Below are 22331 nucleotides of genomic sequence, written 5' to 3' on the forward strand. Positions count from 1 at the left end.
GGCGGACACCATGGTCACTCACGTTCCCTCGGAAGCCCCCGGCGACGAGCGCGGCATGTTCCTCTCCTTCATCGAGGCCCAGCGCGGTGCGATCCGGCGCTCCCTGATCGGGCTGACCGAGGAGCAGGCGGCGAGCCGCCCCAGCGCCAGTGAGCTCTCCCTCTCCGGACTGGCCAAGCATGTCGCCGAGGTCGAGCTGAACTGGCTGCGGATGGCCCAGCAGCGGTTGAACGAGGCCGTCCGCAACGAAAGCACCTGGGCGGACGGCTTCCGGCTCGTCGGCGACGAGACGGTGGAGCAGGTGCTGAAGTTCTGGGACGGCGTCGTGGTCGAGGTGGAGGAGTTCATCCGTTCGGTGCCCAGCCTGGACGACACCTTCCCGCTGCCGGACGCGCCCTGGTTCCCGAAGGACGGGCGGGTCTCGATGAGGTGGCTGCTGGCCCATCTCGTCGAGGAGATCGCCCGGCACGCCGGGCACGCCGACATCATCCGGGAGTCCCTGGACGGCCGTACCGCGTTCGAGCTGGTCGCCGAGGCGGGGGGCTACTCTAATCAAAGTTGAATAGAAAGGGCGTGACATGTCCGCGATCCGGCTGCTGGTCCTCTGCGCCGTGCGCCAGCACGGCCGGGCGCACGGCTATCAGGTCCGCAACGACCTGGAGTACTGGGGTGCGCACGAGTGGTCCAACGCCAAGCCCGGGTCGGTCTATCACGCGCTGAAGCAGATGGCGAAGCAAGGGCTGCTGCTCGCCCACGAGACCGCCCCGAGCACGGCGGGCGGCCCGCCCCGTACCGAGTACGAGATCACCGAACAGGGCGACGCGGAGTACTTCACGCTGCTGCGCGCGGCGCTCACCTCGTACGACCAGAAGCCGGACCTGCTGTCGGCGGCCCTCGGCGGCATCGTCGACCTGGAGCGGTCCGAGGCGCTCGCGCTGCTCCGGGAGCGGGTCGCCGGTCTCGCGGCCTGGCGGGCCACGGTCACCGAGCACTATGTGCCGGAGGCGGGGCCCGAATCGCTCGGCCACATCGGCGAGATCATGAACCTGTGGGTCCACTCGGCGGACGCCGGGGCCGAGTGGACGCGCGGGCTGATCGCCCGCATCGAGAGCGGGGCGTACATCTTCGCGGGGGAGGGCGAGCCTTTCGTCGGGGTGCTCGCCGACGGGCAGCGCAATCCGTATGCGACGGGGGTCCCGGATCCCGGCGACGACGAGTGAGCGGGCGCTGGTCCCGCTCAGTGGTGGAAGGCCGTCGCCGGCTGCCGGTCCTGGCTCAGCGGGTGCGGCTGGCGGCGCAGGTCGGGCAGGATCAGCCCGATGTCCTCCATCAGCAGCTCGGCGAGGTCCGACGAGAAGCCGTTGCGGCACACCACCCTGAGCACCGCCAGGTCCTGCCGGTTGGCCGGGAAGGTGTACGCGGGCACCCGCCAGCCCTGTTCGCGCAACCGTCGCGACACGTCGAAGACGTCGTACGTCGTCACGTCCGGCGCGGTCGTCAGCGCGAAGACGGGCAGCTGGTCGCCCCGGGTGAGGAGCCGGAAGTCGCCGATCGCCTCGATCCGCTCCGCGAGCCCGCGGGCCACGTCCCGGGACGCCTGCTGCACGGCCCGGTAGCCGTCCCGGCCCAGCCGCAGGAAGGTGTAGTACTGCGCGACCACCTGTGAGCCGGGCCGGGAGAAGTTCAGCGCGAAGGTCGGCATGTCGCCGCCCAGGTAGTTGACCCGGAACACCAGCTCCTCGGGCAGCTCGGCGGGCGAGCGCCACAGCACCCAGCCGACGCCCGGGTAGACCAGGCCGTACTTGTGCCCGGAGGTGTTGATGGAGGACACCCTCGGCAGCCGGAAGTCCCACACCAGGTCCTCGTCCAGGAACGGCGCCACCATCGCCCCGGAGGCGCCGTCCACATGGACGGGGATGTCGAGACCGGTGCGTTCCTGAAGGGCGTCCAGCGCCGCGCACAGCTCCGCGACCGGCTCGTACGAACCGTCGAAGGTGGAGCCGAGGATGCCGACGACGCCGATGGTGTTCTCGTCGCAGAGGTCGGCCGCGGCCTGCGGGTCGAGGTGGAAGCGGTCGCCCTCCATCGGGACCGTCCGCGGCTCGACCTCCCAGAAGGTGCAGAACTTGTCCCAGCAGACCTGCACGTTGATGCCCATGACCAGGTTCGGCCGGGCGGTCGCCGGATAGCGGTCGGCGTTCCTGGCCGCCCAGCGGCGTTTCAGCGCCAGTCCCGCGAGCATGCAGGCCTCGCTGGATCCGGTCGTCGAACAGCCCACGACCGACGAGGGATCGGGGGCGTTCCAGAGGTCGGCGAGCATCGCCACACAGCGCCGCTCCAGTTCGGCCGTGCGCGGGTACTCATCCTTGTCGATCATGTTCTTGTCGCGGCACTCGCCCATCAGCACCCCGGCCTGGGGCTCCATCCAGGTGGTGACGAAGGTGGCGAGGTTGAGCCGTGAGTTGCCGTCGAGCATCAGCTCGTCGTGGACCAGGCCGTACGCGGTCGACGGCGGCATCGGCCCGTCGGGCAGCCGGTGCCGGGGCGGCGCCGACTCCATGCCGGCGGCCGGGTCGGCCTCCCCGTAGAACGGGTTGAGGGCGAGCTTGCGGCGGGCTTCGGACGGTTCCGTGCGCTGGGACGAACCCTTGTGGAGAGGCATCGGCGGGCAGCCCTTCTCGGCTCTCGGCGGTCTTTCGTGACGCGCGACGCGTGATGGTCCGGTCGGGTGTGGGGTGCCGTCAGCTCCCGGCGGCGAGGCCGTCCTTGATGGCCCGGGTGAACTTCACGACCCGCTCGGCCTGGACCCGGGCGGCGGTCAGGGTCTGCTCGCCGACCGGGATGTCGCCCTGACCGGCCACGTGCGAGGTGCCGTACGGATTGCCGTCCACGAACTTCGAGGGGTCCGTGTAGCCGGGGGCGGCCAGGATTCCGCCGAAGTGGTGGACCGTGTTGTAGAGCGCGAGCAGTGTGGACTCCTGGCCGCCGTGCGCGGTGCTGGTGGAGGTGAAGCCGCTGTAGACCTTGTCCGCGAGGTGGCCCGCCTGCCAGAGGCCGCCGAGGGTGTCGAGGAACTGCTTGAGCTGGGCGGTGACGTTGCCGAACCGGGTCGGCGTGCCGAGGATCACGGCGTCCGCCCAGACCATGTCGTCGGGCGAGGCCTCGGTGATGTCGGCGGTGGCCTTCGCGTTGGCGGCCCAGGCCGGGTTGGAGTCGATGGCCGCCTGCGGGGCGAGCTCACGGGCCTTGCGCAGCCGCACCTCGGCACCGGCCTTCTCGGCGTACTGCGCCATGGCCTTGGCGATCGTGGCGATGGTTCCGGTCGACGAGTAGTAGATGACGGCGACGTTGACGGGCGTGGGCATCGCGGAGACCTCCGGCGGACCTGATGGGACGAATCCATGCGGATGCGACGATACGGAAGAGTCGGGCATCCGGCTCGTCGGACGGGAGCCCCGGCTCAGCGCAGCGGCTCGCCGTCCTCGCGCAGTTGCATCTGCGGCCGCCCGGTCACCAGCAGCCAGGCGGGCAGCGAGGCGACGCACAGCATCGGGAGCACGGCCGCGTCGCCGACCAGCACCGCCGCGGTGAACAGGCTCAGCCAGCCCTGCCGGGTGATGGCCAGCAGAATGCCCAGCACCCCGCAGGTCACCGCGAGCGCCACCGGCACCGAGGGGACCAGGGCGTGGGCGCAGAGCCCCAGCGCGACACCCACGAAGACGGCGGGGAAGATCCGTCCGCCCCGGAAGCCGCAGCTCGCCGCGATCACCAGCGCGGCCGTCTTCACCACGGCCATGACCGCGAACTGCCCGGCCGACCAGCCGCTCGGGTCGGCGGCGAGCTCCTTCACCTCGTCGAGCCCCTTGAACAGGGTGAGACGGCCGCCCAGCGCCCCCAGCAGACCGAGCAGCAGCCCGCCCGCGGTCAGCGCCAGGACCGGGTGCTTCAGGGTCCGGAAGAGCCGGTGCACGTACGGGAACGCGTACACCGCCAGCATGCCGAGCGCCGCCCCGGCCAGTGCGATGACGACCGAGGAGAGCAGGTCGCCCCAGTGCGGGCGGGTGTAGGCCGGCAGCGGCAGGTCGAAGCTGGGATGGGCCAGCAGGGTCATGGTGAGAGCACCCGCGGTGCCCGCCGCGAGCGGGCCGAAGAGGCGGTCCCAGAGCGCGCCCGGTCCGGCGCGGGAGGCGAGGGTCTCGGAGAGGATCAGCGCGGCGGCCACCGGGGTGCCGAAGAGGGCTCCGATGGTGCCGGCCGCGGCGAGGGAGAGCCAGAGCTCCGCCGGTGTGCCGGGCGCGAGACGGCGGCCGAGCCAGAAGGCCAGCGCGATGTTGGCGGCCGTGATCGGGTTCTCCGGACCGAGGCTGACCCCGCCCGCCAGGGTGAGGACCGTGACGAGCAGCAGCCCCGGGACCACGCCCGGCGGCAGCGGCGGATCGACCAGCCCGGTGGTCGCCGGATCGGGGCCCGCGTGACCGGGCACCGCCCGGATGAGCAGCCCGACCACCAGCCCGCTCGCGGTGAGCGTCACGATCATCCAGAGCGCGGAGTAGCGGCCGACGGAGAGCGCGTCGGGGAGCGTCTCCCAGAGCACGCCCTGGAGCTTCTCCGCGAGCAGGCTGATGCCGAGCAGGACGAGCGCGCAGAGGGTCCCGACGGCCAGGGCGGGCACGATGACGGGCAGCAGCCGGCGCACGGGCGCGGTTGCGGGAGCGGGTCCGGCGAGAGTGGAGGAATCGATGGCCATCGGCTCACCATAACGGCCTAAAAGGGATATAACCCCTCGAATGGCGCTGGGAGTGGCGGCAATTCGGGCTTGCACCTCACGCCACGTCAGGACCCAGGCTCGGGACGTACCCGACCGGAGAAGGGAGCGGGGGAGTCATGGAGTACCCCGTGGGACAGGTCGCCGGATTCGCCGGAGTCACGGTGCGCACCCTGCACCACTACGACGGCATCGGACTGCTCTCGCCAAGCGCGCGCAGCCGTGCCGGGCACCGCCGCTACGACGACGGTGATCTCGACCGGCTCCAGCAGATCCTGTTCTACCGGGAGCTCGGCTTCCCGCTCGACGAGATCGCGGTACTGCTCGACGATCCGCGGGCGGACCCGCAGGAGCATCTGCGGCGCCAGCACCGGCTGCTGTCCGACCGGATCGCCGAGCTGCGAAGGATGGCCGACGCCGTCGAAACAGCCATGGAGGCACGGAAGATGGGCATCAACCTCACACCCGAGGAGAAGTTCGAGGTCTTCGGGGGCAAGGACCCCGAGGAGCACGCGGAGGAGGCCGAACGCCGCTGGGGCGGCACGGCCGCGTACGCCGAGTCGCAGCGCCGGGCCGCCGGGTACACCAAGGACGACTGGAAGCGGATGCAGGCGGAGGTCGCCGAATGGGGCGCCGCCTACGACGCGCTGATGGCGGCCGGGGAGCCGGCCACCGGCGAGCGGGCGATGGAGCTGGCCGAGGCCCACCGGCTCCACATCGGCAAGTGGTTCTACGAGTGCACCGCCGAGATGCACCGCGGGCTCGGCGAGATGTATGTGTCCGACCCGCGGTTCCGCGCGTTCTACGAGTCGATGCGGCCGGGCCTGGCCGAGCATCTGCGGGACGCGATCGACGCCAACGCCCGGCGCCTGGCGTGACCGCCATGGGGGTGGGGGCGCCCCCCCACCCCCATGGCCGCGCCCGCTCAGCTCCGGCTGATCACGGCCGCGGTGCCGTACGCGCACACCTCCGTGCCCACGTCGGCCGCCTCGGTCACGTCGAAGCGCATCATCAGGACCGCGTTGGCGCCCCGGGCCCTCGCCTGCTCGACGAGTCGTTCCATCGCCTGGTTCCGGGTCTCGACGAGGGTCTTGGTCAGCCCCTTCAGCTCGCCGCCGATCATGGACTTCAGCCCGGCCCCGATCTGGCTGCCCAGATGGCGGGAGCGCACGGTCAGGCCGAACACCTCCCCGATCACCTGGGTCACCTGGTAGCCCGGTACGTCGTTCGTGGTGACGACCAGGACGTCCGACTGGGCCGTCTGCCCGCCGCCGTATTCCTCAATGCCCATCGTGTGGTACCTCCTGAGGACAGCTTTGTCCCGGTTGATCCGGAGTGCATCCCCGGCCGACCCAGTGTGCGTCCTCGCGCGGGCCGTCTGGAACCCGGGGGTGTCATCCTGCGTTGATAGCTTTGGGCGGCCACGCAGCCGCCATCGATCGATCCAGGAGCCCCGGACCCTTGAATACGCTTGCGCTCGGACCGAGCTGGCTGGACCCGGACTATCTGATCAACACCTTCGGGCTTCCCGGTGTCCTCCTCATCGTGTTCGCCGAGTCCGGACTGCTGATCGGCTTCTTCCTCCCCGGCGACTCGCTCCTGTTCACCACGGGTCTGCTGGTGACCACGAAACAGCTGGACACCCCGCTCTGGCTGGTCTGCCTCCTGGTGGCGCTGGCGGCGATCATCGGCGACCAGGTGGGCTATCTCTTCGGCCGCAAGGTCGGCCCATCGCTCTTCAAGCGCCCGGACTCCCGCCTCTTCAAGCAGGAGAACGTCGAGAAGGCGCACGAATTCTTCGAGAAGTACGGACCGAAGTCGCTGATCCTGGCCCGCTTCGTGCCCGTGGTGCGTACGTTCACCCCGATCATCGCCGGTGTGAGCCGGATGAACTACCGCTCGTTCATCGTGTTCAACATCATCGGCGGGGTGCTCTGGGGCGTCGGCGTCACGCTGCTCGGCTCGGCCCTCGGCAAGATCGACTTCGTCCACGAGAACATCGAGGCGATGCTCATCCTGATCGTGCTCATCTCGGTGGTGCCGATCGGGATCGAGTTCCTGCGGGCCCGCTCCAAGTCGAAGAAGGAAGCCGCGTCCCACGGCGAGGGCCCCGGCCCGTCCGCCGGGGGCAGCCCGGCCTCGGGCCAGCGCGGCCGGCACGCCAAGCGCTGACATACGCTCCGGCCGCCGCGGGCCTGAGAGCCTGTCGGGCGACCTCCGATCGAAGGCCGCCCGACAGGCTCTCAGAAGCCGCGCGTCCGCTTGGCCGCACGGCGGTTCGCCCCGCCGACCGCTCCCGGCACCCGCATGAAGAGCCGGGAGATCTCGCTCCCCAGATTCACCCCGATCGCGATGGCCAGCGCCGTGGCCACCGCGGTCGACAGCGAGGCGAGCCCAGCGTTCACCCGTCCCTGCGCCACGGCCAGCAGACCGAAGTACGTGGCCGAACCGGGCAGCAGCGGGCCGATCGCCGCCGTGATGAACGGCAGTGACGAGGTGTACCGGTAGCGCGAGAACAACTGCCCGAACAGCCCCACCAGACCGGCCGCCGTCGCCGTCGCCGCCACCGCCGAGATATGGCCGGTGCGGGCCATCGCCCCGTAGATCACCCAGGCCACACCGCCGTTGAGGGTCACCGCCAGCACCGTGGACCGGTCCTGCTGGAGCAGGATCGCGAAGGCGAAACAGAGTGCCATCGACGCCAGGATCTGCACCACCGGCCGGTCCTGGCCGATGAACCTGGCCTCGGGGTTCAGCTGGGCGCCCAGCTGAAGCCCCAGGTACAGCACCAGCAGCACACCGACGACGATGCCGATGAACAGGTACATGACTTCGAGCAGACGCGCGGCCGCGGTGATGTAGAAACCGGTCAGCCCGTCCTGCACACCCGCCACCAGGGCCCGCCCGGGCAGCAGCGCGAACAGCCCACCGGTGATGACCGCGGACGGCCGTACGTCCGACCAGTGGGTGAGGGTCAGCGCCACCCCCAGTGCGGCCGGCGGCATCGCCGCCACCACGAACTGGTAGAACTCCGGCAGCCCGCGCCCGGCACACAGCCAGGCGAGCCGGTCGCCGAGCATCGCGCCGACCGCCGCCACCAGGAACACCAGCGGACCGCCGCCGAGCAGCACCGACGCCGACCCCGCGAGACCGCCGGCGGCCAGTGTCAGCACCCAGCCGGAGTACGGATGCCGGTTGCGCCGGATCTCCGCCAGCCGCCGGTAGGCGTCCTCCAGCGAGACCTCGGCGTCCTCGGTGGTGATGTCGTCGATCAGCCGGAAGACGGCGGCCAGCCGGGTGTAGTCGGTGGCGCGGCGGCGTACGGTACGGCTCGCCGTGACCGGGTCGTCGACCAGCGACGGCTGGTGCGAGATCGACAGCAGGGTAAAGGTGACCGTGGGCTCGCAGCGGTCCAGGCCGTAGCTGCGGGTCACCGCGAACATGGCCGCCTCGACGTCCTCGGCGCCCTCGCCGCCGGCCAGCAGCAACTCCCCGATACGCAGCGTCAGGTCGAGCACGCGCGGCACCGCGGGCCCCGTCTCGTCGGGCTTCTGCACCGTCTCGGGCGCCGGGCGCTCGGCGACCGGCATACGCAGCATCGTGCGCATCCGGTCCTGCCAGGGCGCCTCCTTGGTCAGCCGGATCATCGGGCTGCCGTGTGCCGGAGTGAAGGCGGGCGGCGAGTGCTGGGCGCTGTAGGTGCGCGGCGGGGCGAAGGCGGAGCCGGCCGTGTCCGAACCCGTTCCCGGCCCCGGGCCGGAACCCGAAGCGGAACCTGTTCCCGGCCCCGGGGGCTCATTCGCCAGACCGGCCGGAATGGCAAATTCCGATGTCGGCTGGTCGTCCTCGGAGGCGGACGCGCGCCTGCCCACCCCGGTCGGCGGGACGAAGGCGCTGCGCGCCTCGTCGGACTGGGGCTTCTGGTCCTCCGGACCGCCCTTTTCCGCCACCACCAGATCTCGCTCCTCGTCGGCTGCCTCTGTGCCCAGTATGGCCACGGGCCGGGGCACGGGTACGAAGAGGCCTGCCCGCAGACCGGGCGGGCATGCGGAACGGGCGGTACTCCTTCAGAAGGAGTACCGCCCGTTCCAGCTCCGGAACCGTGGAAACGGAACCGGATCACGACCCTCGGGTCAGTGCGCGCCGCCCTGCGCCTCAAGGCGCTTGTAGGAGGCCTCGATCTCGGCCTCGGCCTCGGCGCGGCCGACCCAGTCGGCGCCCTCGACGGACTTGCCGGGCTCCAGGTCCTTGTAGACCTCGAAGAAGTGCTGGATCTCCAGGCGGTCGAACTCCGACACGTGGTGGATGTCGCGCAGGTGCTCCACCCGGGGATCGGACGCCGGCACGCACAGCAGCTTGTCGTCGCCGCCGGCCTCGTCCGTCATCCGGAACATGCCGATGGCGCGGCACTTGATGAGGCAGCCGGGGAAGGTCGGCTCCTCCAGGATGACCAGCGCGTCCAGCGGGTCGCCGTCCTCGCCGAGGGTGTTCTCGACGAAGCCGTAGTCCGCCGGGTAGCTGGTCGAGGTGAAGAGTCGACGGTCCAGGCGGATCCGACCGGTCTCGTGGTCCACCTCGTACTTGTTCCGCGAACCCTTCGGGATCTCGATAACGACGTCGAACTCCACGGGTGGCTCCTCCATGATCAACACATACGACTGGTGATTAAGTGTCCCCCACGCAGATGTGTGCTCGCGAAAGGGGCTGGTCAACGGTGGACGAGCCGGTGAAAAGACCGTCGGTCAACCCGCTGGACAAGCTGAACAGGCTCACCCGCCGGGCCGCCATGATCAGGTCGAAGGGACTGAACGACCGGCAGTTCATCGCCGTCTCCGCCGGCCTCGGCCTGGCGCTCGCAGCCGGCGTCGTCCTTGCCGCCGGCCCATGGGACTCGGGTCAGCGTAAGGCCGAGACGGACTGGGCCGCCGCCCGGAACCGTACAGGTGGCGCACATCACGACTCCACAGCACCGTCCGGACCGGATCCCGCACCCAGCGCCCCGGCCGTCCTCGCGGCGCTCTCCTCCGCCGTCGACAACTCCGCCCCGGACGCCCGCACCAGCCCGAACGGCGCGGCCGACGCCCTGCGCGCCGTTCTCGGCCCGCTGCTGAAGGACCCCGCCCTGGGCACCCGGCACGCCGCCGTCGTCATCGACACCGCCGGCGGCGAGCAGCTGTACGGCCAGGGCGCCGGCACCCCCATGACGCCCGCCTCCACCGTCAAGATCGCCACCACGGTCGCCGCCCTGAGCGCCCTCGGCCCCGACCACCGCATCGCCACGACGGTCCGGGCGTCCGCGGACTTCCGCGGCCTCACCCTGGTCGGCGGCGGCGACCCCACCCTCGACAAGGCCGCCCTGCGCAGGCTGGCCACCGACACCGCCCGCGCCCTGAAGGACCACGGCGTCGAGAAGGTCCGCCTCGGGTACGACACCTCCCGCTACTCCGGGCCCGCCCGGCACCCGATCGGCCCCAACGAGAACATCGCGCCCGTCAGCGCCCTGATGACCGACGAGGGCAGGCTCGACAGCACCGACAGCGGACCCGCCCCGCGCAGCGACGACCCGGCCGGCGACACCGCCCGTACCTTCGCGGAGCTCCTCGACGACGCCGGCATCGCCACCGGGGCCGAACCGAAGCCCGGCCGCCCCGCCGCCGGGTCCCGGAAGGTCGCCGAACACCGCTCGGTCCCGCTCTCCGCCCTGGTCGAACGGGCCCTGACCAACAGCGACAACGACATCGCCGAAGCACTCGCCCGGCAGACCGCCGTCGCCGCGGGCGAACCGGCCGACTTCGACGGCGGCCGACGGGCCGTCACCGCACAGCTCAAGAAGCTCGGCCTGCCGCTGAAGGGCGCGGACCTCGCCGACGGCAGCGGACTGAACCGCAAGGACAAGGTCACCGCCGGACTGCTGGCCGGCCTCCTCGCCCGCGCGGCCGACCCGGACCACCCCGAACTGCGCCCCGTCCTCACCGGCCTGCCCGTGGCCGGTTTCAGCGGCACGCTCAGCGACCGCTACACCGGCAAGTCCGCGGGCACCGGCCTGATCCGCGCCAAGACCGGCACCCTCACCGGCGTGAACACCCTCGCGGGGACGGTCGTCGACCGGCAGGGCCGACTGCTCGCCTTCGCCTTCCTGGCCTCCGGCACGACCTCCCCCTCCGACGCCCAGTCCGCCCTCGACGCCCTCGCCACCGCCCTGAGTGCCGTCCGGTGATCCCCGCCGGGGAGCACCGGACAGCCCTCGCCGCCCGCCCCCATTGAGCCGGTCAACACCGCACCGCGGACGGACCCGAGCACGTACGGTTGACGCATGACGAGCATCGGTGGTGCCGAGATGGTCGACTGGAATCTCGCGGTCGCGACCGCGACCCGCCTTGTGCGGCCGGGGCCGGAGATCAGCCGCGAGGAGGCCCGCGAGGTCGTCGCGGAGCTGCGCCGGCATGCCAAGGCAGCGGAGGAGCACGTCCGTTCCTTCACCCGGATGATCCCGGAGGGGACCGAACCGGAGGACACCCCGGTCCTGGTCGTGGACCGGGCCGGCTGGATCAAGGCCAATGTCGCGGGCTTCCGCGAACTGCTCCGCCCGCTGCTGGGCAAGATGCAGGACCGGCGCGCAGGCGGCCCCGGCGGCGCCGTGCTCGGCGCGGTCGGCGGCAAGGTGACCGGCGTCGAGGTGGGGATGCTGCTGTCGTTCCTGGCCTCCCGGGTCCTCGGCCAGTACGAGATGTTCGCCCCGGCCACCCGCGAGTTCCCGGCCTCGGCCGACGGCGGTGGCAGGCTGCTGCTCGTCGCCCCGAACATCGTGCACGTCGAGCGCGAACTGGAGGTCGACCCGCACGACTTCCGGCTCTGGGTCGCGCTCCACGAGGAGACCCACCGCACCCAGTTCACCGGAGTGCCCTGGCTCCGTGACCATCTGCAGGGCGAGATCCAGTCATTCCTCGACGAGACCGACGTCGACCCGATGACCGTGCTGGAACGGCTCCGCGAGGCCGCCCAGTCGCTGGCCGGAGGCCGTCCCGAGGGCGAGGACGGCGAGGACGGCGGCCGCAGCCTGGTCGAGCTCGTCCAGACGCCGTCCCAGCGCGAGATCCTCGGCCGGCTCACTGCCGTGATGTCCCTGCTCGAAGGCCACGCCGACTACGTGATGGACGGCGTCGGCCCCGAGGTCGTCTCCTCCGTCGGCGAGATCCGGGAGAAGTTCCAGCAGCGAAGGGCGCGCGGCGCCGGCCGACTCGACCAGGCGCTGCGCAAGCTCCTCGGCCTCGACGCCAAGCTGCGCCAGTACCGCGACGGCGAACGATTCGTCCGGGCCGTGGTCGACGAGGTCGGCATGGACGGCTTCAACCGGGTCTGGACCTCGCCGAACACCCTGCCCACCAAGGCGGAGATCGCGAAGCCGGCGGACTGGATCGCGAGGGTGCACCGTAAGGCAGAGTCCTGATCGCGACCGCTCCGACGGCGGACGACAGGATGAGAACGCGCCGGTAATCACCCATCCGAGGGACCGTAGGGGCATGGGAAGGCGTGCAATGCTCGATGGACGGCTTGCCTCTGTCACCATCGACGCACTCTGAGTGACGGCACACTTCCCGTCCGGCACTTCGAGCCACCTCCCCAAACTTCACGAAGGGCACCGGACATGGGTCCCCATCCTGCGGTCGCGGCGATACGCCTGGCGGTCCGCCGCGTACTCCACGACGTACTCACCGAACACACCCGAAGCGCCGAACACATCCGGCGCACCCCGCACCCCGAGCTCGCCGAAGCCGGTGCGGGCAGGCAGCGCGCCGCACTCCCCGAACGCCCCCACACCCCGCTGGTGCTGGTGGCCTGCTCCGGCGGCGCCGACTCCATGGCCCTCGCCTCCGCCCTCGCCTTCGAGGCCCCCAAACTCGCCGTCCGGGCCGGAGGGATCACCGTCGACCACGGCCTCCAGGACGGCTCCGACACCCGCGCCGCCGAGGTCGTCGACCGTCTCACCGACATGTGTCTCGACCCGGTCGAGTCTGTCGCCGTGCAGGTCGGCCACGACGGCGGCCCCGAGGCCGCGGCCCGTGACGCCCGCTACGCCGCCCTGGACGCGGCGGCCGAGCGGCACGGCGCCGCCGCCGTCCTGCTCGGACACACCCGTGACGACCAGGCGGAGACGGTGCTGCTCGGCCTCGCCCGCGGCTCCGGGATCCGCTCGCTCTCCGGCATGGCCGCCGCGTCCGGACCGGCCGGCCGCTACCGCCGCCCCTTCCTCCAGCTCGACCGGCAGACCGCCCGCAAGGCCTGCCTCGTCCAGTCCCTGCCCGTCTGGGACGACCCGCACAACATCGACCCCGCCTACACCCGCTCCCGGCTGCGCCACGAGGGCCTGCCGGCTCTGGAGAAGGCGTTGGGCAAAGGGGTCGTCGAGGCCCTGGCCCGTACCGCCCAGCTCTCCCGCGACGACGCCGACGCGTTGGACACCTGGGCCGCCGAGGCCGACCGCGCCGTGCGGGACGACGCGGGCCGTCTGGAGTGCGCCAAGCTGTACGCGCTGCCGCCCGCCGTGCGCCGCCGGGTTCTGCGCCGGGCCGCCATGGAGGCGGGTTCCCCGGCCGGTTCGCTCTTCGCCCGGCACATCGAGGAAGTCGACCGTCTGATCACCGGCTGGCGCGGCCAGCGGGCCATCAACCTGCCCGGACGGGTCGAAGCCATGCGGCAGGGTGGCAGACTGGTCATTCGGCAGAGCTGAAGCACGAGCGGCCGACACGCAGGCGAGCGGCCGCACGGGTGCGGGGCAACAGCCCGGACCCGGCAGGCAGGAAAGAGACGCGGGTGAACGAGAAGGACATGGGCACCGACCTTCAGTCGGTGCTCCTCACCAAGGAAGAGATCGACGCGAAGCTCGTCGAGCTGGCCGCGAAGATCGACGCGGAGTACGCGGGCAAGGACCTGCTCATCGTCGGCGTCCTCAAGGGCGCAGTGATGGTGATGGCGGACCTGGCGCGCGCGCTGTCCACCCCCGTCACCATGGACTGGATGGCCGTCTCGTCGTACGGCGCGGGCACCCAGTCCTCCGGAGTGGTCCGGATCCTCAAGGACCTGGACACCGACATCAAGGGCAAGCACGTCCTGATCGTCGAGGACATCATCGACTCGGGCCTGACCCTGTCGTGGCTGATGTCGAACCTCGGCTCGCGCGAGCCCGCCTCCCTGGAGATCTGCACCCTGCTGCGCAAGCCGGACGCGGCCAAGGTCGCGCTCGACTGCAAGTGGGTCGGTTTCGACATCCCCAACGAATTCGTCGTCGGCTACGGGCTCGACTACGCCGAGAAGTACCGCAACCTCCCCTTCGTCGGCACGCTCGCCCCGCACGTCTACGGGGGCTGACCTCCTCCCGGAGCCCTTCGCCCGGCCCCGGGGCGCCCGGACCGGACCGGGGGCGACGGTGGGGAACCTTTCACCGGATCCCCGCCGTTGAGCTTTCGAAGGCGGGTTTTGACAGACGTCCCCGGCGGTCGCGGGTGACAATGCTGGGGTACCGTCCGAAGAACAGTCTTTTCTCACAGCAGCATTTACCTACGGGCAGGAGGGACGGGGCGGCTTCGCCCCGTATGGATGGACGTGAAGCGATACTTCCGTGGGCCGGTCATGTGGATCGTGCTGGCCGTCCTCGCCGTGGTCGTGTTGATGACAGTCGTCGGCTCGTCGGGCGGCTACAAATCGGTGGACACCGGCAAGGTGATCCAGGCGATCAGCAAGGACCAGGTGGCGCAGGCCAAGCTGACCACCGGTGACGATCAGATCATCAAGATCGAGTTGAAGAAGGACCAGAAGCTCTCGGGCGAGTCCGGCACCAAGTTCCAGGCGAGCTACATCGGCGACCAGGGTGTCCAGCTCGCCGACACGCTGCAGAAGAAGTTCGAGAGCGGCAAGATCGACAAGGGCTACACGGTCTCGCCGTCGAAGCAGTCCCCGTTCATCTCGATCCTCCTCTCGCTGCTGCCCTTCGTCCTGATCGTGGTCGTCTTCCTGTTCCTGATGAATCAGATGCAGGGCGGCGGCTCCCGGGTCATGCAGTTCGGGAAGTCCAAGGCCAAGCTGATCACCAAGGACACCCCGAAGACGACGTTCGCCGATGTGGCGGGGTCGGACGAGGCCGTCGAGGAGCTCCAGGAGATCAAGGAGTTCCTCCAGGAGCCGGCGAAGTTCCAGGCCGTCGGCGCCAAGATTCCCAAGGGCGTCCTGCTGTACGGGCCTCCCGGTACGGGCAAGACGCTGCTCGCGCGCGCCGTCGCGGGCGAGGCGGGCGTCCCGTTCTACTCGATCTCCGGTTCCGACTTCGTCGAGATGTTCGTCGGTGTCGGTGCCAGCCGGGTGCGTGACCTCTTCGAGCAGGCCAAGGCGAACGCCCCGGCGATCGTCTTCGTCGACGAGATCGACGCCGTCGGCCGGCACCGCGGTGCCGGTATGGGCGGCGGGCACGACGAGCGCGAGCAGACGCTGAACCAGCTGCTCGTCGAGATGGACGGCTTCGACGTGAAGGGCGGCGTCATCCTGATCGCCGCCACGAACCGGCCGGACATCCTCGACCCGGCGCTGCTGCGCCCGGGGCGTTTCGACCGGCAGATCGCGGTCGACCGGCCGGACATGCTGGGCCGTCTGGAGATCCTCAAGGTGCACCAGAAGGGCAAGCCGGTCGCGAAGGACGTCGACCTCGGCGCCGTCGCCCGTCGTACCCCCGGCTTCACCGGTGCCGACCTGTCGAACGTGCTGAACGAAGCGGCGCTCCTCACGGCGCGCGGCAATCTGAAGCTGATCGACAACAAGATGCTCGACGAGGCCATCGACCGCGTCGTGGCGGGCCCGCAGAAGCGGACCCGGATCATGTCCGAGAAGGAGAAGAAGATCACCGCGTACCACGAGGGCGGACACGCCCTGGTCGCGGCGGCTTCCCCCCAGGCGGACCCGGTCCACAAGATCACGATCCTCTCCCGCGGCCGTGCCCTCGGTTACACGATGGTGCTCCCGGAGGAGGACAAGTACTCCACGACGCGCAACGAGATGCTCGACCAGCTGGCCTACATGCTGGGCGGGCGCGCGGCCGAGGAGCTGGTCTTCCACGACCCGACCACCGGCGCTGCGAACGACATCGAGAAGGCCACCGCAACGGCCCGCGCGATGGTCACGCAGTACGGCATGACGGAGCGGCTCGGCGCGATCAAGTTCGGCGGCGACAACACCGAGCCCTTCGTGGGCCGGGAGATGGGCCACCAGCGCGACTACTCGGAAGAGGTCGCGGGCCTCGTCGACGAAGAGGTCAAGAAGCTCATCGAGACCGCCCACAACGACGCGTGGGAGATCCTCGTCGAGAACCGCGACGTGCTCGACAACCTCGTTCTCCAGCTCCTGGAGAAGGAGACGCTCGGCAAGGAGGAGATCGCCGAGATCTTCGCCCCGATCGTGAAGCGCCCGGCCCGTCCGGCGTGGACCGGTTCCGCCCGGCGTACCCCGTCGACGCGACCCCCGGTGCTCTCGCCCAAGGAGCTCGCCCTCACCAACGGCGCCACCACGGCGAACGGCACGGCCGTCCCCACGGACACCGTCCCGGCCACCGAGGTCGTTCCGGAGGACCGGCCCGAGAGCTGAGCCCCGTTCCCCGGTGTGGCCCCTTTCACGGGAGTCGCACCGGGCCCGGAATGGAAGCCGCGCCCCCACAGGTTCTAGCCTGTGGGGGCGCGGCTTTTTCGTACGCCCGTGCGGAGGTATGCGCAGGTGACAGCTCAGAGGAACGAGGCACAGATGACCGACCCGGTGACGCTGGACGGCCAGGGTTCGATCGGCGAGTTCGACGAGAAGAGGGCCGAGGCCGCCGTTCGTGAACTCCTCATCGCGGTGGGCGAGGACCCGGACCGTGAGGGCCTGCGCGAGACGCCGGGGCGGGTGGCACGGGCGTACAAGGAGATATTCGCGGGCCTCCACCAGGAGCCCGAGGACGTCCTGACGACCACGTTCGACCTCGGTCACGACGAGATGGTGCTGGTCAAGGACATCGAAGTGTTCAGCACCTGCGAACACCATCTGGTGCCGTTCCGGGGAGTCGCGCATGTCGGGTACATCCCGGCGATCAGCGGCAAGATCACCGGCCTCTCCAAGCTGGCCCGGCTGGTCGACGTCTACGCCCGGCGCCCGCAGGTCCAGGAACGGCTCACCACGCAGATCGCCGAGTCCCTGATGGAGATCCTGGAGCCGCGCGGGGTCATCGTCGTCATCGAGTGCGAGCACATGTGCATGTCGATGCGCGGTATCCGCAAGCCCGGGGCGAAGACGCTGACCTCGGCGGTGCGCGGACAGCTCCGCGACCCCGCGACGCGCGCCGAGGCCATGAGCCTGATCATGGCGCGCTGAACGTTCGCGCAGCCGGGTGACAGAGCTCGGTGCCCCAGGGGCTTCCGTCCGGATCCGGCCCGATCCGGACGAACGGCCCTACGGGACAGCCCTTAGGCGGGCGCCGAGCTCTTGTCCTTGTCCTCGTCCTCCGGGAGCTTGCAGATGTGCTCCAGCCAGAGGGCCGCGGCGACCACCGCGATGCCCGCCAGGACAGCGAAGCCCGCGTAGATCGCCTGGTCGCGGCGGGCCGGGATGTCGAGGGAGCCGAGCAGGAAGACGCCGGTGCCGCCGTACATGCCGGAGACCAGGGAGACGACCAGGGCGCTGGCCTGGCCGAAGACCACCGCTCGGGCCACCATCAGCGGCTCGACGCCCTTGGCCCCCGGCCGGCGCTCGCGCTGGGCGCGCAGCCGGGACCGGATGGAGAGCGCCGTCGACAGCAGGACGACGGCGATCACCGTGAGCACGATCGGCGCGGCGAGGGGAACGCCCGGCAGGTTGCCCAGGGAGTCCCAGAGGCGGGCGCCGGCCCAGGACAGCACCACGGCCGCGGCGAAGAGGCCGGCCAGTACCCCGAGCCTGAGTTGCTTCACCGAGTGGTCCGCCCTTCGCCGCCAGTGATCCGTGTCGCCGTGGTCACCGTCGCCCGGTGTTCCGCGGCGCCGGTGATCCGTTTCCGTCGAGCCTAACGACTACTCGGGCAGACGGAGTTCCAAATCGGCCCGGGGCAGCACGCCGTCCCGGCCGACCCCGGCCAGCAGCTCCGCGACGGGGCCGGCGCCGGGCAACTGGGCCTCGGGGTCGATGTCGTGCCACGGGGCGAGGACGAAGGCCCGCTCATGGGCCCGGGGGTGGGGGAGGGTGAGCGCCGGGTCGTCGGAGACGACGTCCGCGTACGCCACGATGTCGACGTCGATGGTGCGCGGACCCCAGCGCTCCTCGCGGACCCGGTCGAAGGCCTCCTCGACGGCCTGGCCGCGCTCCAGGAGGGAGGACGGGGGGAGCGTCGTCTTCACGACGATCACCGCGTTGAAGTACGAGGGCTGGGAGCCGGGGGCGACGCCCCAGGGCTCCGTCTCGTACACCGGGGAGACGGCCTTGACCCGCAGGCCAGGGGTGTCCTCCAGGGCGTCTATGGCGCCCTGGAGGGTGTCCAGGCGGTTGCCGAGGTTGGAGCCCAGGGAGATCACGGCGCGCTTGGGGTTGGAGAGGGTGATGTCCGCCGCGTCCACCTGCTCGACCACGGAGGCGGGCACCGGCTGTACGGTCGGGTCGCTCTGCCCTTCGGTGGAAAACGCAGTCATACTCGGCTCCGGGTGATGGTGATGGTCACATCGTCGAAGGGGACGGTGATCGGCGCATCCGGCTTGTGCACCACGACCTCCACCTCCTCGACTCCTGCGTGCTTGAGGCACTTCTGGGCGATGCGCTCCGCGAGCGTTTCGATCAGATCGACGGGCTCACCCTGCACCACCTCGACGACCTCCTCCGCGACGACGCCGTAGTGCACGGTCTTCGTCAGGTCGTCGGCGGCCGCCGCGGGGCGGGTGTCGAGGCCGAGCACCAGGTCCACGATGAACGTCTGGCCCTCTTCCCGTTCCTTGGGGAAGACGCCATGGTGCCCACGGGCCTTGAGGCCGCGCAGCGCGACACGATCCACGCGAATCACTCCTGCTGTCGTTGGTCGTAGAGACACGGGGCCGCGTGCGGACGGCAAGGTGCCCTCTTTCGAATCTACCTGCGAGCACCGACAGTGCTCGCCCGTGGGGGCCGTGGACGCGGCCTCACGGGACTGGTAGCCGCGTATACCCGTACTGCCCGGATCCAATCCCCTTCGGGGGTGCAGCCGCTCGACCGCCCGGTCAGGAGGGTGTCTCTTCGTCCTCTTCCTCACCGGTTTCGGTCAGTACGGGCGAGCCGTGGTGGGACCAGAGCTTCCAGCCGTCGGGTGTGCGCCGGAACACATTGGTGGCCACGACGAGTTGGCCGACCAGCGGTCCGAGCGCGTTGCCGTCCTCCGCGGGGCCGCCGCTGAGGATGTTCTCCGTGCAGGTCACCAGGGCGGTGTCGCCGGTCATCGAGACCCCGACGTCGGTCAGGAAGAACTGGATGTACTCGGTGTTCGCCATGATCAGCGCATAGCTGCGCAGCACCTCGCCGCGCCCGGTCAGCACCGGCCAGCCCGGGTGGACGCAGGAGACGGTGAGGTCCTCGCCCGGCAGCCAGAGCCCGGAGAGCTCCTCGAGGTCGCCGCGCTCCATCGCCTCGTAGAAGGCGGTGTTGGCCTGCTCGACGGCCGCGATGTCGGCGGCCGCCTCCGCGTGCTCGTCGCGGGGCCCGGTCACGCGGCTCCCTCGACGGCGCGGGCGACCCGTACGGCGTCGGCCGTGGCCCGTACCTCGTGGACCCGGACGGCCCAGGCGCCGGCGTGGGCGGAGAGCGCGGAGATCGCCGCGGTGGCGGCATCGCGTTCGCGGGCGGGCGGCGGTGCGGCGCCGTCGCCGGCCAGCACATGGCCGAGGAAACGTTTGCGGGAGGCGGCGACCAGCAGCGGACGGCCCAGGGCGCGCAGCTCGTCGAGGTGGGCGACCAGGGAGAGGTCGTGGCAGGCGTCCTTGGCGAAGCCGAGACCGGGGTCGATCACGATCCGTTCCGGGGCGACGCCGCCCGCGATCACGGCGTCCATCCGCTCCCGCAGCTCCCGGGCGACCTCGGCGACGACGTCCCCGTACACCGCGCGGCTGTTCATGGACTCGCTGAAGCCGCGCCAGTGCATCACGACGAAGGGGGTGTCGGCCGCGGCGACGACCCGGACCATGTCGGGGTCGGCGAGGCCGCCGCTCACATCGTTGACCAGGGCGGCCCCGGCCGCGACCGCCTCCTCGGCGACCCGGGCCCGCATGGTGTCCACGGAGACCGTGACCCCTTCGGACGCCAGGTCCCTGACCACCGGGACCACGCGCCGCAGCTCCTCCGACGCGTCCACCCGGCTGGCGCCGGGGCGGGTCGACTCGCCGCCGACGTCGATCAGGTCGGCGCCCTCGGCGACCAGGTCGAGGCCGTGTTTGACCGCGGCCGTGGTGTCGAACCAGCGGCCTCCGTCGGAGAAGGAGTCCGGGGTCACGTTCACGACACCCATGACCGCGCAGCGGTCCCACTCCGGCAGGCCCTGGACCGTGCCTCGTCCACGCAACGTACTCATGCGACCAGCGTAGGCCCCGTACGGAGCGGCGCTACGCCGCGCGCGCGTGCCCTTCCTGACCCGGCGCCTGGGTGTGGGCGCAGGGGCGGGGCAGGCGGGCCGGGAAGCGGCGGGCGAAGGGGCGGGGGAGGGCGAGGTTCACGAAGCCCTCCGCCTGCATGGCCGCCAGGGAGATGCGGGGCAGGTCGCGGGCGGCGCGGTAGACGACGAAGCGCGGCTCCCAGCGGGGGCGGAACTTGGCGTTGAACTTGTACAGCGACTCGATCTGGAACCAGCGCGAGAGGAAGATCAGCAGTCCGCGCCAGGTCCGCAGCACCGGCCCCGCGCCCAGTTTCTCGCCCCGGGCGAGCGCCGAGCGGAACATCGCGAAGTTCAGTGAGACGCGCTGGACCTCCAGCCCGGCGGAGGCCTGCAGGGCGGCGACGATCAGCAGCTCGTTCATGCCGGGGTCGGCGGAGCGGTCGCGGCGCATCAGGTCGAGGGACATGCCGTCGCGGCCCCACGGGACGAAGTGGAGTACGGCCTTCAGGTCGCCGTAGGGGGAGTCGGCGGTGTGCTCGTCGGTCTTGTGCGCGGTGGCGATGACGCAGTCCCCGTCGGCCGCGTCGCCGATCCGGCCGAGCGCCATGGAGAAGCCGCGCTCGTTGTCGGTGCCACGCCAGTCGGCGGCGGCGCGCCGGATGCGGGCCAGTTCGGCCTCGCCGATGTCGCTCACGCGCCGGACCCGGGTCTCGTAGCCGAGGCGTTCAATGCGCTTCACCATCTGGCGTACGTTGCGCATCGCGCGCCCGGCGAGCGAGAAATCCGCGACGTCCACCACCGCCTCGTCACCGAGTTCCAGGGCATCGAGGCCGGTCTCGCGGGTCCAGACCTCGCCGCCGGTCTCGCTGCAGCCCATCACGGCCGGGGTCCAGGAGTGGGCCCTGGCCTCGTCCATGAACCGTTCGATGGCGCCGGGCCAGGCCTCCACGTCGCCGATCGGGTCGCCGCTGGCCAGCATCACCCCGGACACGACCCGGTAGCAGACGGCGGCCTTGCCGCTGGGGGAGAAGACGACGGCCTTGTCGCGGCGGAGCGCGAAGTGGCCGAGCGAGTCGCGGCCGCCGTGCTTCTCCAGCAGGACGCGCAGCCGGGCCTCGTCGTCCTCGGTGAGGCGGGCGGCCGGGTGCTCGGGGCGGAAGGCGAAGTAGATGGTGGTGACGGCGGTCAGCAGGCCGAGGGCGCCGAGGGAGTACGCCACGGTCCAGGAGGTGTCGCCGGCGTACTCGACCGGCCCCTCGAAGCCGAGCATTCCGTACAGCACGTGCTGGAGCCGGTCGGCGACACTGGGGCTGCCCACGACCCGGCCGGGGTGCGCGCTGACGACGACCAGTCCGAGGGCCAGCGAACCCGCGCCGAGGAGCACGAAGTTGGCCAGGGCCCGCCAGCGGCTCCTGGGGTCGGGGAGCGCGGCGAACTCGCCGCGGTTGCGGATGAGCAGCAGGCAGAGCGTCAGTGAGACGAGTGTGCCGATGACCGAGTGCCGGTAGGTGAACTGCGCCAGCGCACCGGCCGGCAGCAGCACGACGGCGGCTCGCCAGGCCCGCCGCTTGCGCCGCTTGAGGCCGTGTGCGAGCAGCAGCAGCAGGACGCCCGCGCTCAGCGCGAGCGCGGCGGCGAACGGCCCGAGGGCGCCGGGCAGCACTTCGGCGAGCGTATGCATCCGGCTGTGCCGGAAGCGCGGGAAGACACCCGCGGCGACATCGATCAGGCCGACGGCGGCGCAGGCGGTACCGACCAGCGTCGGTACGGACTCGGGGCGCGGGCCACGTACGAACTTGCGTACGGGACTCGGAACCGATCCCGATTTATCCCCATCTAGCGTGACAGACATCGCTTCCCGTGGTTCCGCGAGAGATTCTTGAGTCCTTCGGTCGTAGCCCTCCGGACGATGTGCGACCTGTAGGACGAGGCTTCCGGGCCGTGGGTTCACCCGCCGGCCGGAAATTTCCAGACAAG

Annotated in this window: 22 protein-coding genes; 10 read left to right on the forward strand and 12 right to left on the reverse strand. The window is 70.9% G+C overall.

Translation table 11 applies throughout. The features are described from left to right. Positions 1-10: 10 nt before the first annotated feature. Together OG611_RS09810 and OG611_RS09815 are read left to right on the forward strand one after the other, a co-directional pair. Positions 11-562: a DinB family protein gene (locus tag OG611_RS09810; RefSeq protein WP_266417603.1), complete on the forward strand. Its 552-nt coding sequence runs from the start codon at positions 11-13 to the stop codon at positions 560-562. A gap of 16 nt (positions 563-578) precedes the next feature. After that, positions 579-1220 (forward strand): PadR family transcriptional regulator, encoded by a 642-nt coding sequence (locus OG611_RS09815; protein WP_266417606.1) that lies wholly within the window; start codon positions 579-581, stop codon positions 1218-1220. A gap of 17 nt (positions 1221-1237) precedes the next feature. Here the strand turns inward: OG611_RS09815 and OG611_RS09820 are convergent, their stop codons facing one another. From OG611_RS09820 to OG611_RS09830, 3 genes are all read right to left on the reverse strand, one after another. Beyond that, complete coding sequence (locus tag OG611_RS09820) at positions 1238-2662, reverse strand: glutamate decarboxylase (protein ID WP_266417608.1); 1425 nt, start codon at positions 2660-2662, stop codon at positions 1238-1240. Positions 2663-2741: 79 nt separating this feature from the next. After that, positions 2742-3365, reverse strand: coding sequence for an NAD(P)H:quinone oxidoreductase (gene wrbA / locus OG611_RS09825; RefSeq protein WP_266417610.1), 624 nt, complete (start codon positions 3363-3365; stop codon positions 2742-2744). Positions 3366-3460: 95 nt separating this feature from the next. Further along, entirely contained in the window at positions 3461-4747 is a 1287-nt protein-coding gene (locus OG611_RS09830; protein WP_266417612.1) for an ion channel protein, read from the reverse strand. A gap of 137 nt (positions 4748-4884) precedes the next feature. On the opposite strand from OG611_RS09830, the gene OG611_RS09835 reads away from it, so the two are divergent. After that, a complete protein-coding gene (locus tag OG611_RS09835; RefSeq protein ID WP_266417614.1) occupies positions 4885-5643 on the forward strand; it encodes a MerR family transcriptional regulator in 759 nt (252 codons plus the stop codon). A 47-nt stretch (positions 5644-5690) separates the two neighbouring features. Here OG611_RS09835 and OG611_RS09840 read toward each other — a convergent pair whose 3' ends face one another. After that, the gene (locus OG611_RS09840) at positions 5691-6056 is read right to left on the reverse strand and encodes a YbjQ family protein (RefSeq protein WP_266417616.1); all 366 of its coding nucleotides are present in this window, start codon (positions 6054-6056) and stop codon (positions 5691-5693) included. 170 nt (positions 6057-6226) lie between these two features. Here OG611_RS09840 and OG611_RS09845 point away from each other — a divergent pair, with 170 nt between their 5' ends. Further along, positions 6227-6937: a DedA family protein gene (locus OG611_RS09845; RefSeq protein ID WP_266417619.1), complete on the forward strand. Its 711-nt coding sequence runs from the start codon at positions 6227-6229 to the stop codon at positions 6935-6937. A gap of 71 nt (positions 6938-7008) precedes the next feature. Here OG611_RS09845 and OG611_RS09850 read toward each other — a convergent pair whose 3' ends face one another. Together OG611_RS09850 and OG611_RS09855 are read right to left on the reverse strand one after the other, a co-directional pair. Continuing rightward, entirely contained in the window at positions 7009-8718 is a 1710-nt protein-coding gene (locus OG611_RS09850; RefSeq protein WP_266417622.1) for a threonine/serine exporter ThrE family protein, read from the reverse strand. A gap of 180 nt (positions 8719-8898) precedes the next feature. After that, positions 8899-9393 (reverse strand): inorganic diphosphatase, encoded by a 495-nt coding sequence (locus tag OG611_RS09855; RefSeq protein WP_031090989.1) that lies wholly within the window; start codon positions 9391-9393, stop codon positions 8899-8901. Positions 9394-9551: 158 nt separating this feature from the next. Between OG611_RS09855 and dacB the strand changes: the two genes are divergently transcribed. The 6 genes from dacB to folE all read left to right on the forward strand — a co-directional run bounded on the left by dacB (position 9552) and on the right by folE (position 17149). Next, on the forward strand, positions 9552-10982 hold the full coding sequence (dacB, locus tag OG611_RS09860; protein ID WP_266425704.1) for a D-alanyl-D-alanine carboxypeptidase/D-alanyl-D-alanine-endopeptidase: 1431 nt from the start codon (positions 9552-9554) through the stop codon (positions 10980-10982). A gap of 96 nt (positions 10983-11078) precedes the next feature. Further along, positions 11079-12212, forward strand: coding sequence for a zinc-dependent metalloprotease (locus OG611_RS09865; protein WP_266417627.1), 1134 nt, complete (start codon positions 11079-11081; stop codon positions 12210-12212). A 198-nt stretch (positions 12213-12410) separates the two neighbouring features. Further along, on the forward strand, positions 12411-13493 hold the full coding sequence (gene tilS / locus OG611_RS09870) for a tRNA lysidine(34) synthetase TilS (protein WP_266417630.1): 1083 nt from the start codon (positions 12411-12413) through the stop codon (positions 13491-13493). Positions 13494-13591: 98 nt separating this feature from the next. Beyond that, positions 13592-14131, forward strand: coding sequence for a hypoxanthine phosphoribosyltransferase (gene hpt / locus OG611_RS09875; RefSeq protein WP_072487175.1), 540 nt, complete (start codon positions 13592-13594; stop codon positions 14129-14131). Between the two features lie 228 nt (positions 14132-14359). Beyond that, on the forward strand, positions 14360-16390 hold the full coding sequence (gene ftsH, locus OG611_RS09880) for an ATP-dependent zinc metalloprotease FtsH (RefSeq protein ID WP_266417632.1): 2031 nt from the start codon (positions 14360-14362) through the stop codon (positions 16388-16390). 153 nt (positions 16391-16543) lie between these two features. Then, entirely contained in the window at positions 16544-17149 is a 606-nt protein-coding gene (gene folE, locus OG611_RS09885; RefSeq protein WP_266425709.1) for a GTP cyclohydrolase I FolE, read from the forward strand. Positions 17150-17241: 92 nt separating this feature from the next. Here the strand turns inward: folE and OG611_RS09890 are convergent, their stop codons facing one another. From OG611_RS09890 to OG611_RS09915, 6 genes are all read right to left on the reverse strand, one after another. Then, positions 17242-17724: a DUF3180 domain-containing protein gene (locus tag OG611_RS09890; protein WP_266417635.1), complete on the reverse strand. Its 483-nt coding sequence runs from the start codon at positions 17722-17724 to the stop codon at positions 17242-17244. A 99-nt stretch (positions 17725-17823) separates the two neighbouring features. After that, on the reverse strand, positions 17824-18435 hold the full coding sequence (folK, locus tag OG611_RS09895; RefSeq protein WP_266417638.1) for a 2-amino-4-hydroxy-6-hydroxymethyldihydropteridine diphosphokinase: 612 nt from the start codon (positions 18433-18435) through the stop codon (positions 17824-17826). Then, positions 18432-18791 (reverse strand): dihydroneopterin aldolase, encoded by a 360-nt coding sequence (folB, locus tag OG611_RS09900; RefSeq protein WP_266417640.1) that lies wholly within the window; start codon positions 18789-18791, stop codon positions 18432-18434. Before folB ends, folK begins: the two co-directional genes overlap by 4 nt. A 202-nt stretch (positions 18792-18993) precedes the next feature. After that, positions 18994-19476, reverse strand: coding sequence for a nuclear transport factor 2 family protein (locus OG611_RS09905; protein ID WP_266417642.1), 483 nt, complete (start codon positions 19474-19476; stop codon positions 18994-18996). Then, positions 19473-20270 carry a dihydropteroate synthase gene (folP, locus tag OG611_RS09910; RefSeq protein WP_266425711.1) on the reverse strand — a complete coding sequence of 266 codons (798 nt, stop codon included), beginning with the start codon at positions 20268-20270 and terminating at the stop codon, positions 19473-19475. The genes OG611_RS09905 and folP overlap by 4 nt, the downstream gene beginning before the upstream one ends. A 94-nt stretch (positions 20271-20364) precedes the next feature. Next, entirely contained in the window at positions 20365-22206 is a 1842-nt protein-coding gene (locus OG611_RS09915) for a phosphatidylglycerol lysyltransferase domain-containing protein (RefSeq protein WP_266417644.1), read from the reverse strand. Positions 22207-22331: the final 125 nt, after the last annotated feature.

Source organism: Streptomyces sp. NBC_01363 (assembly GCF_026340595.1).
GTDB lineage: Bacteria > Actinomycetota > Actinomycetes > Streptomycetales > Streptomycetaceae > Streptomyces.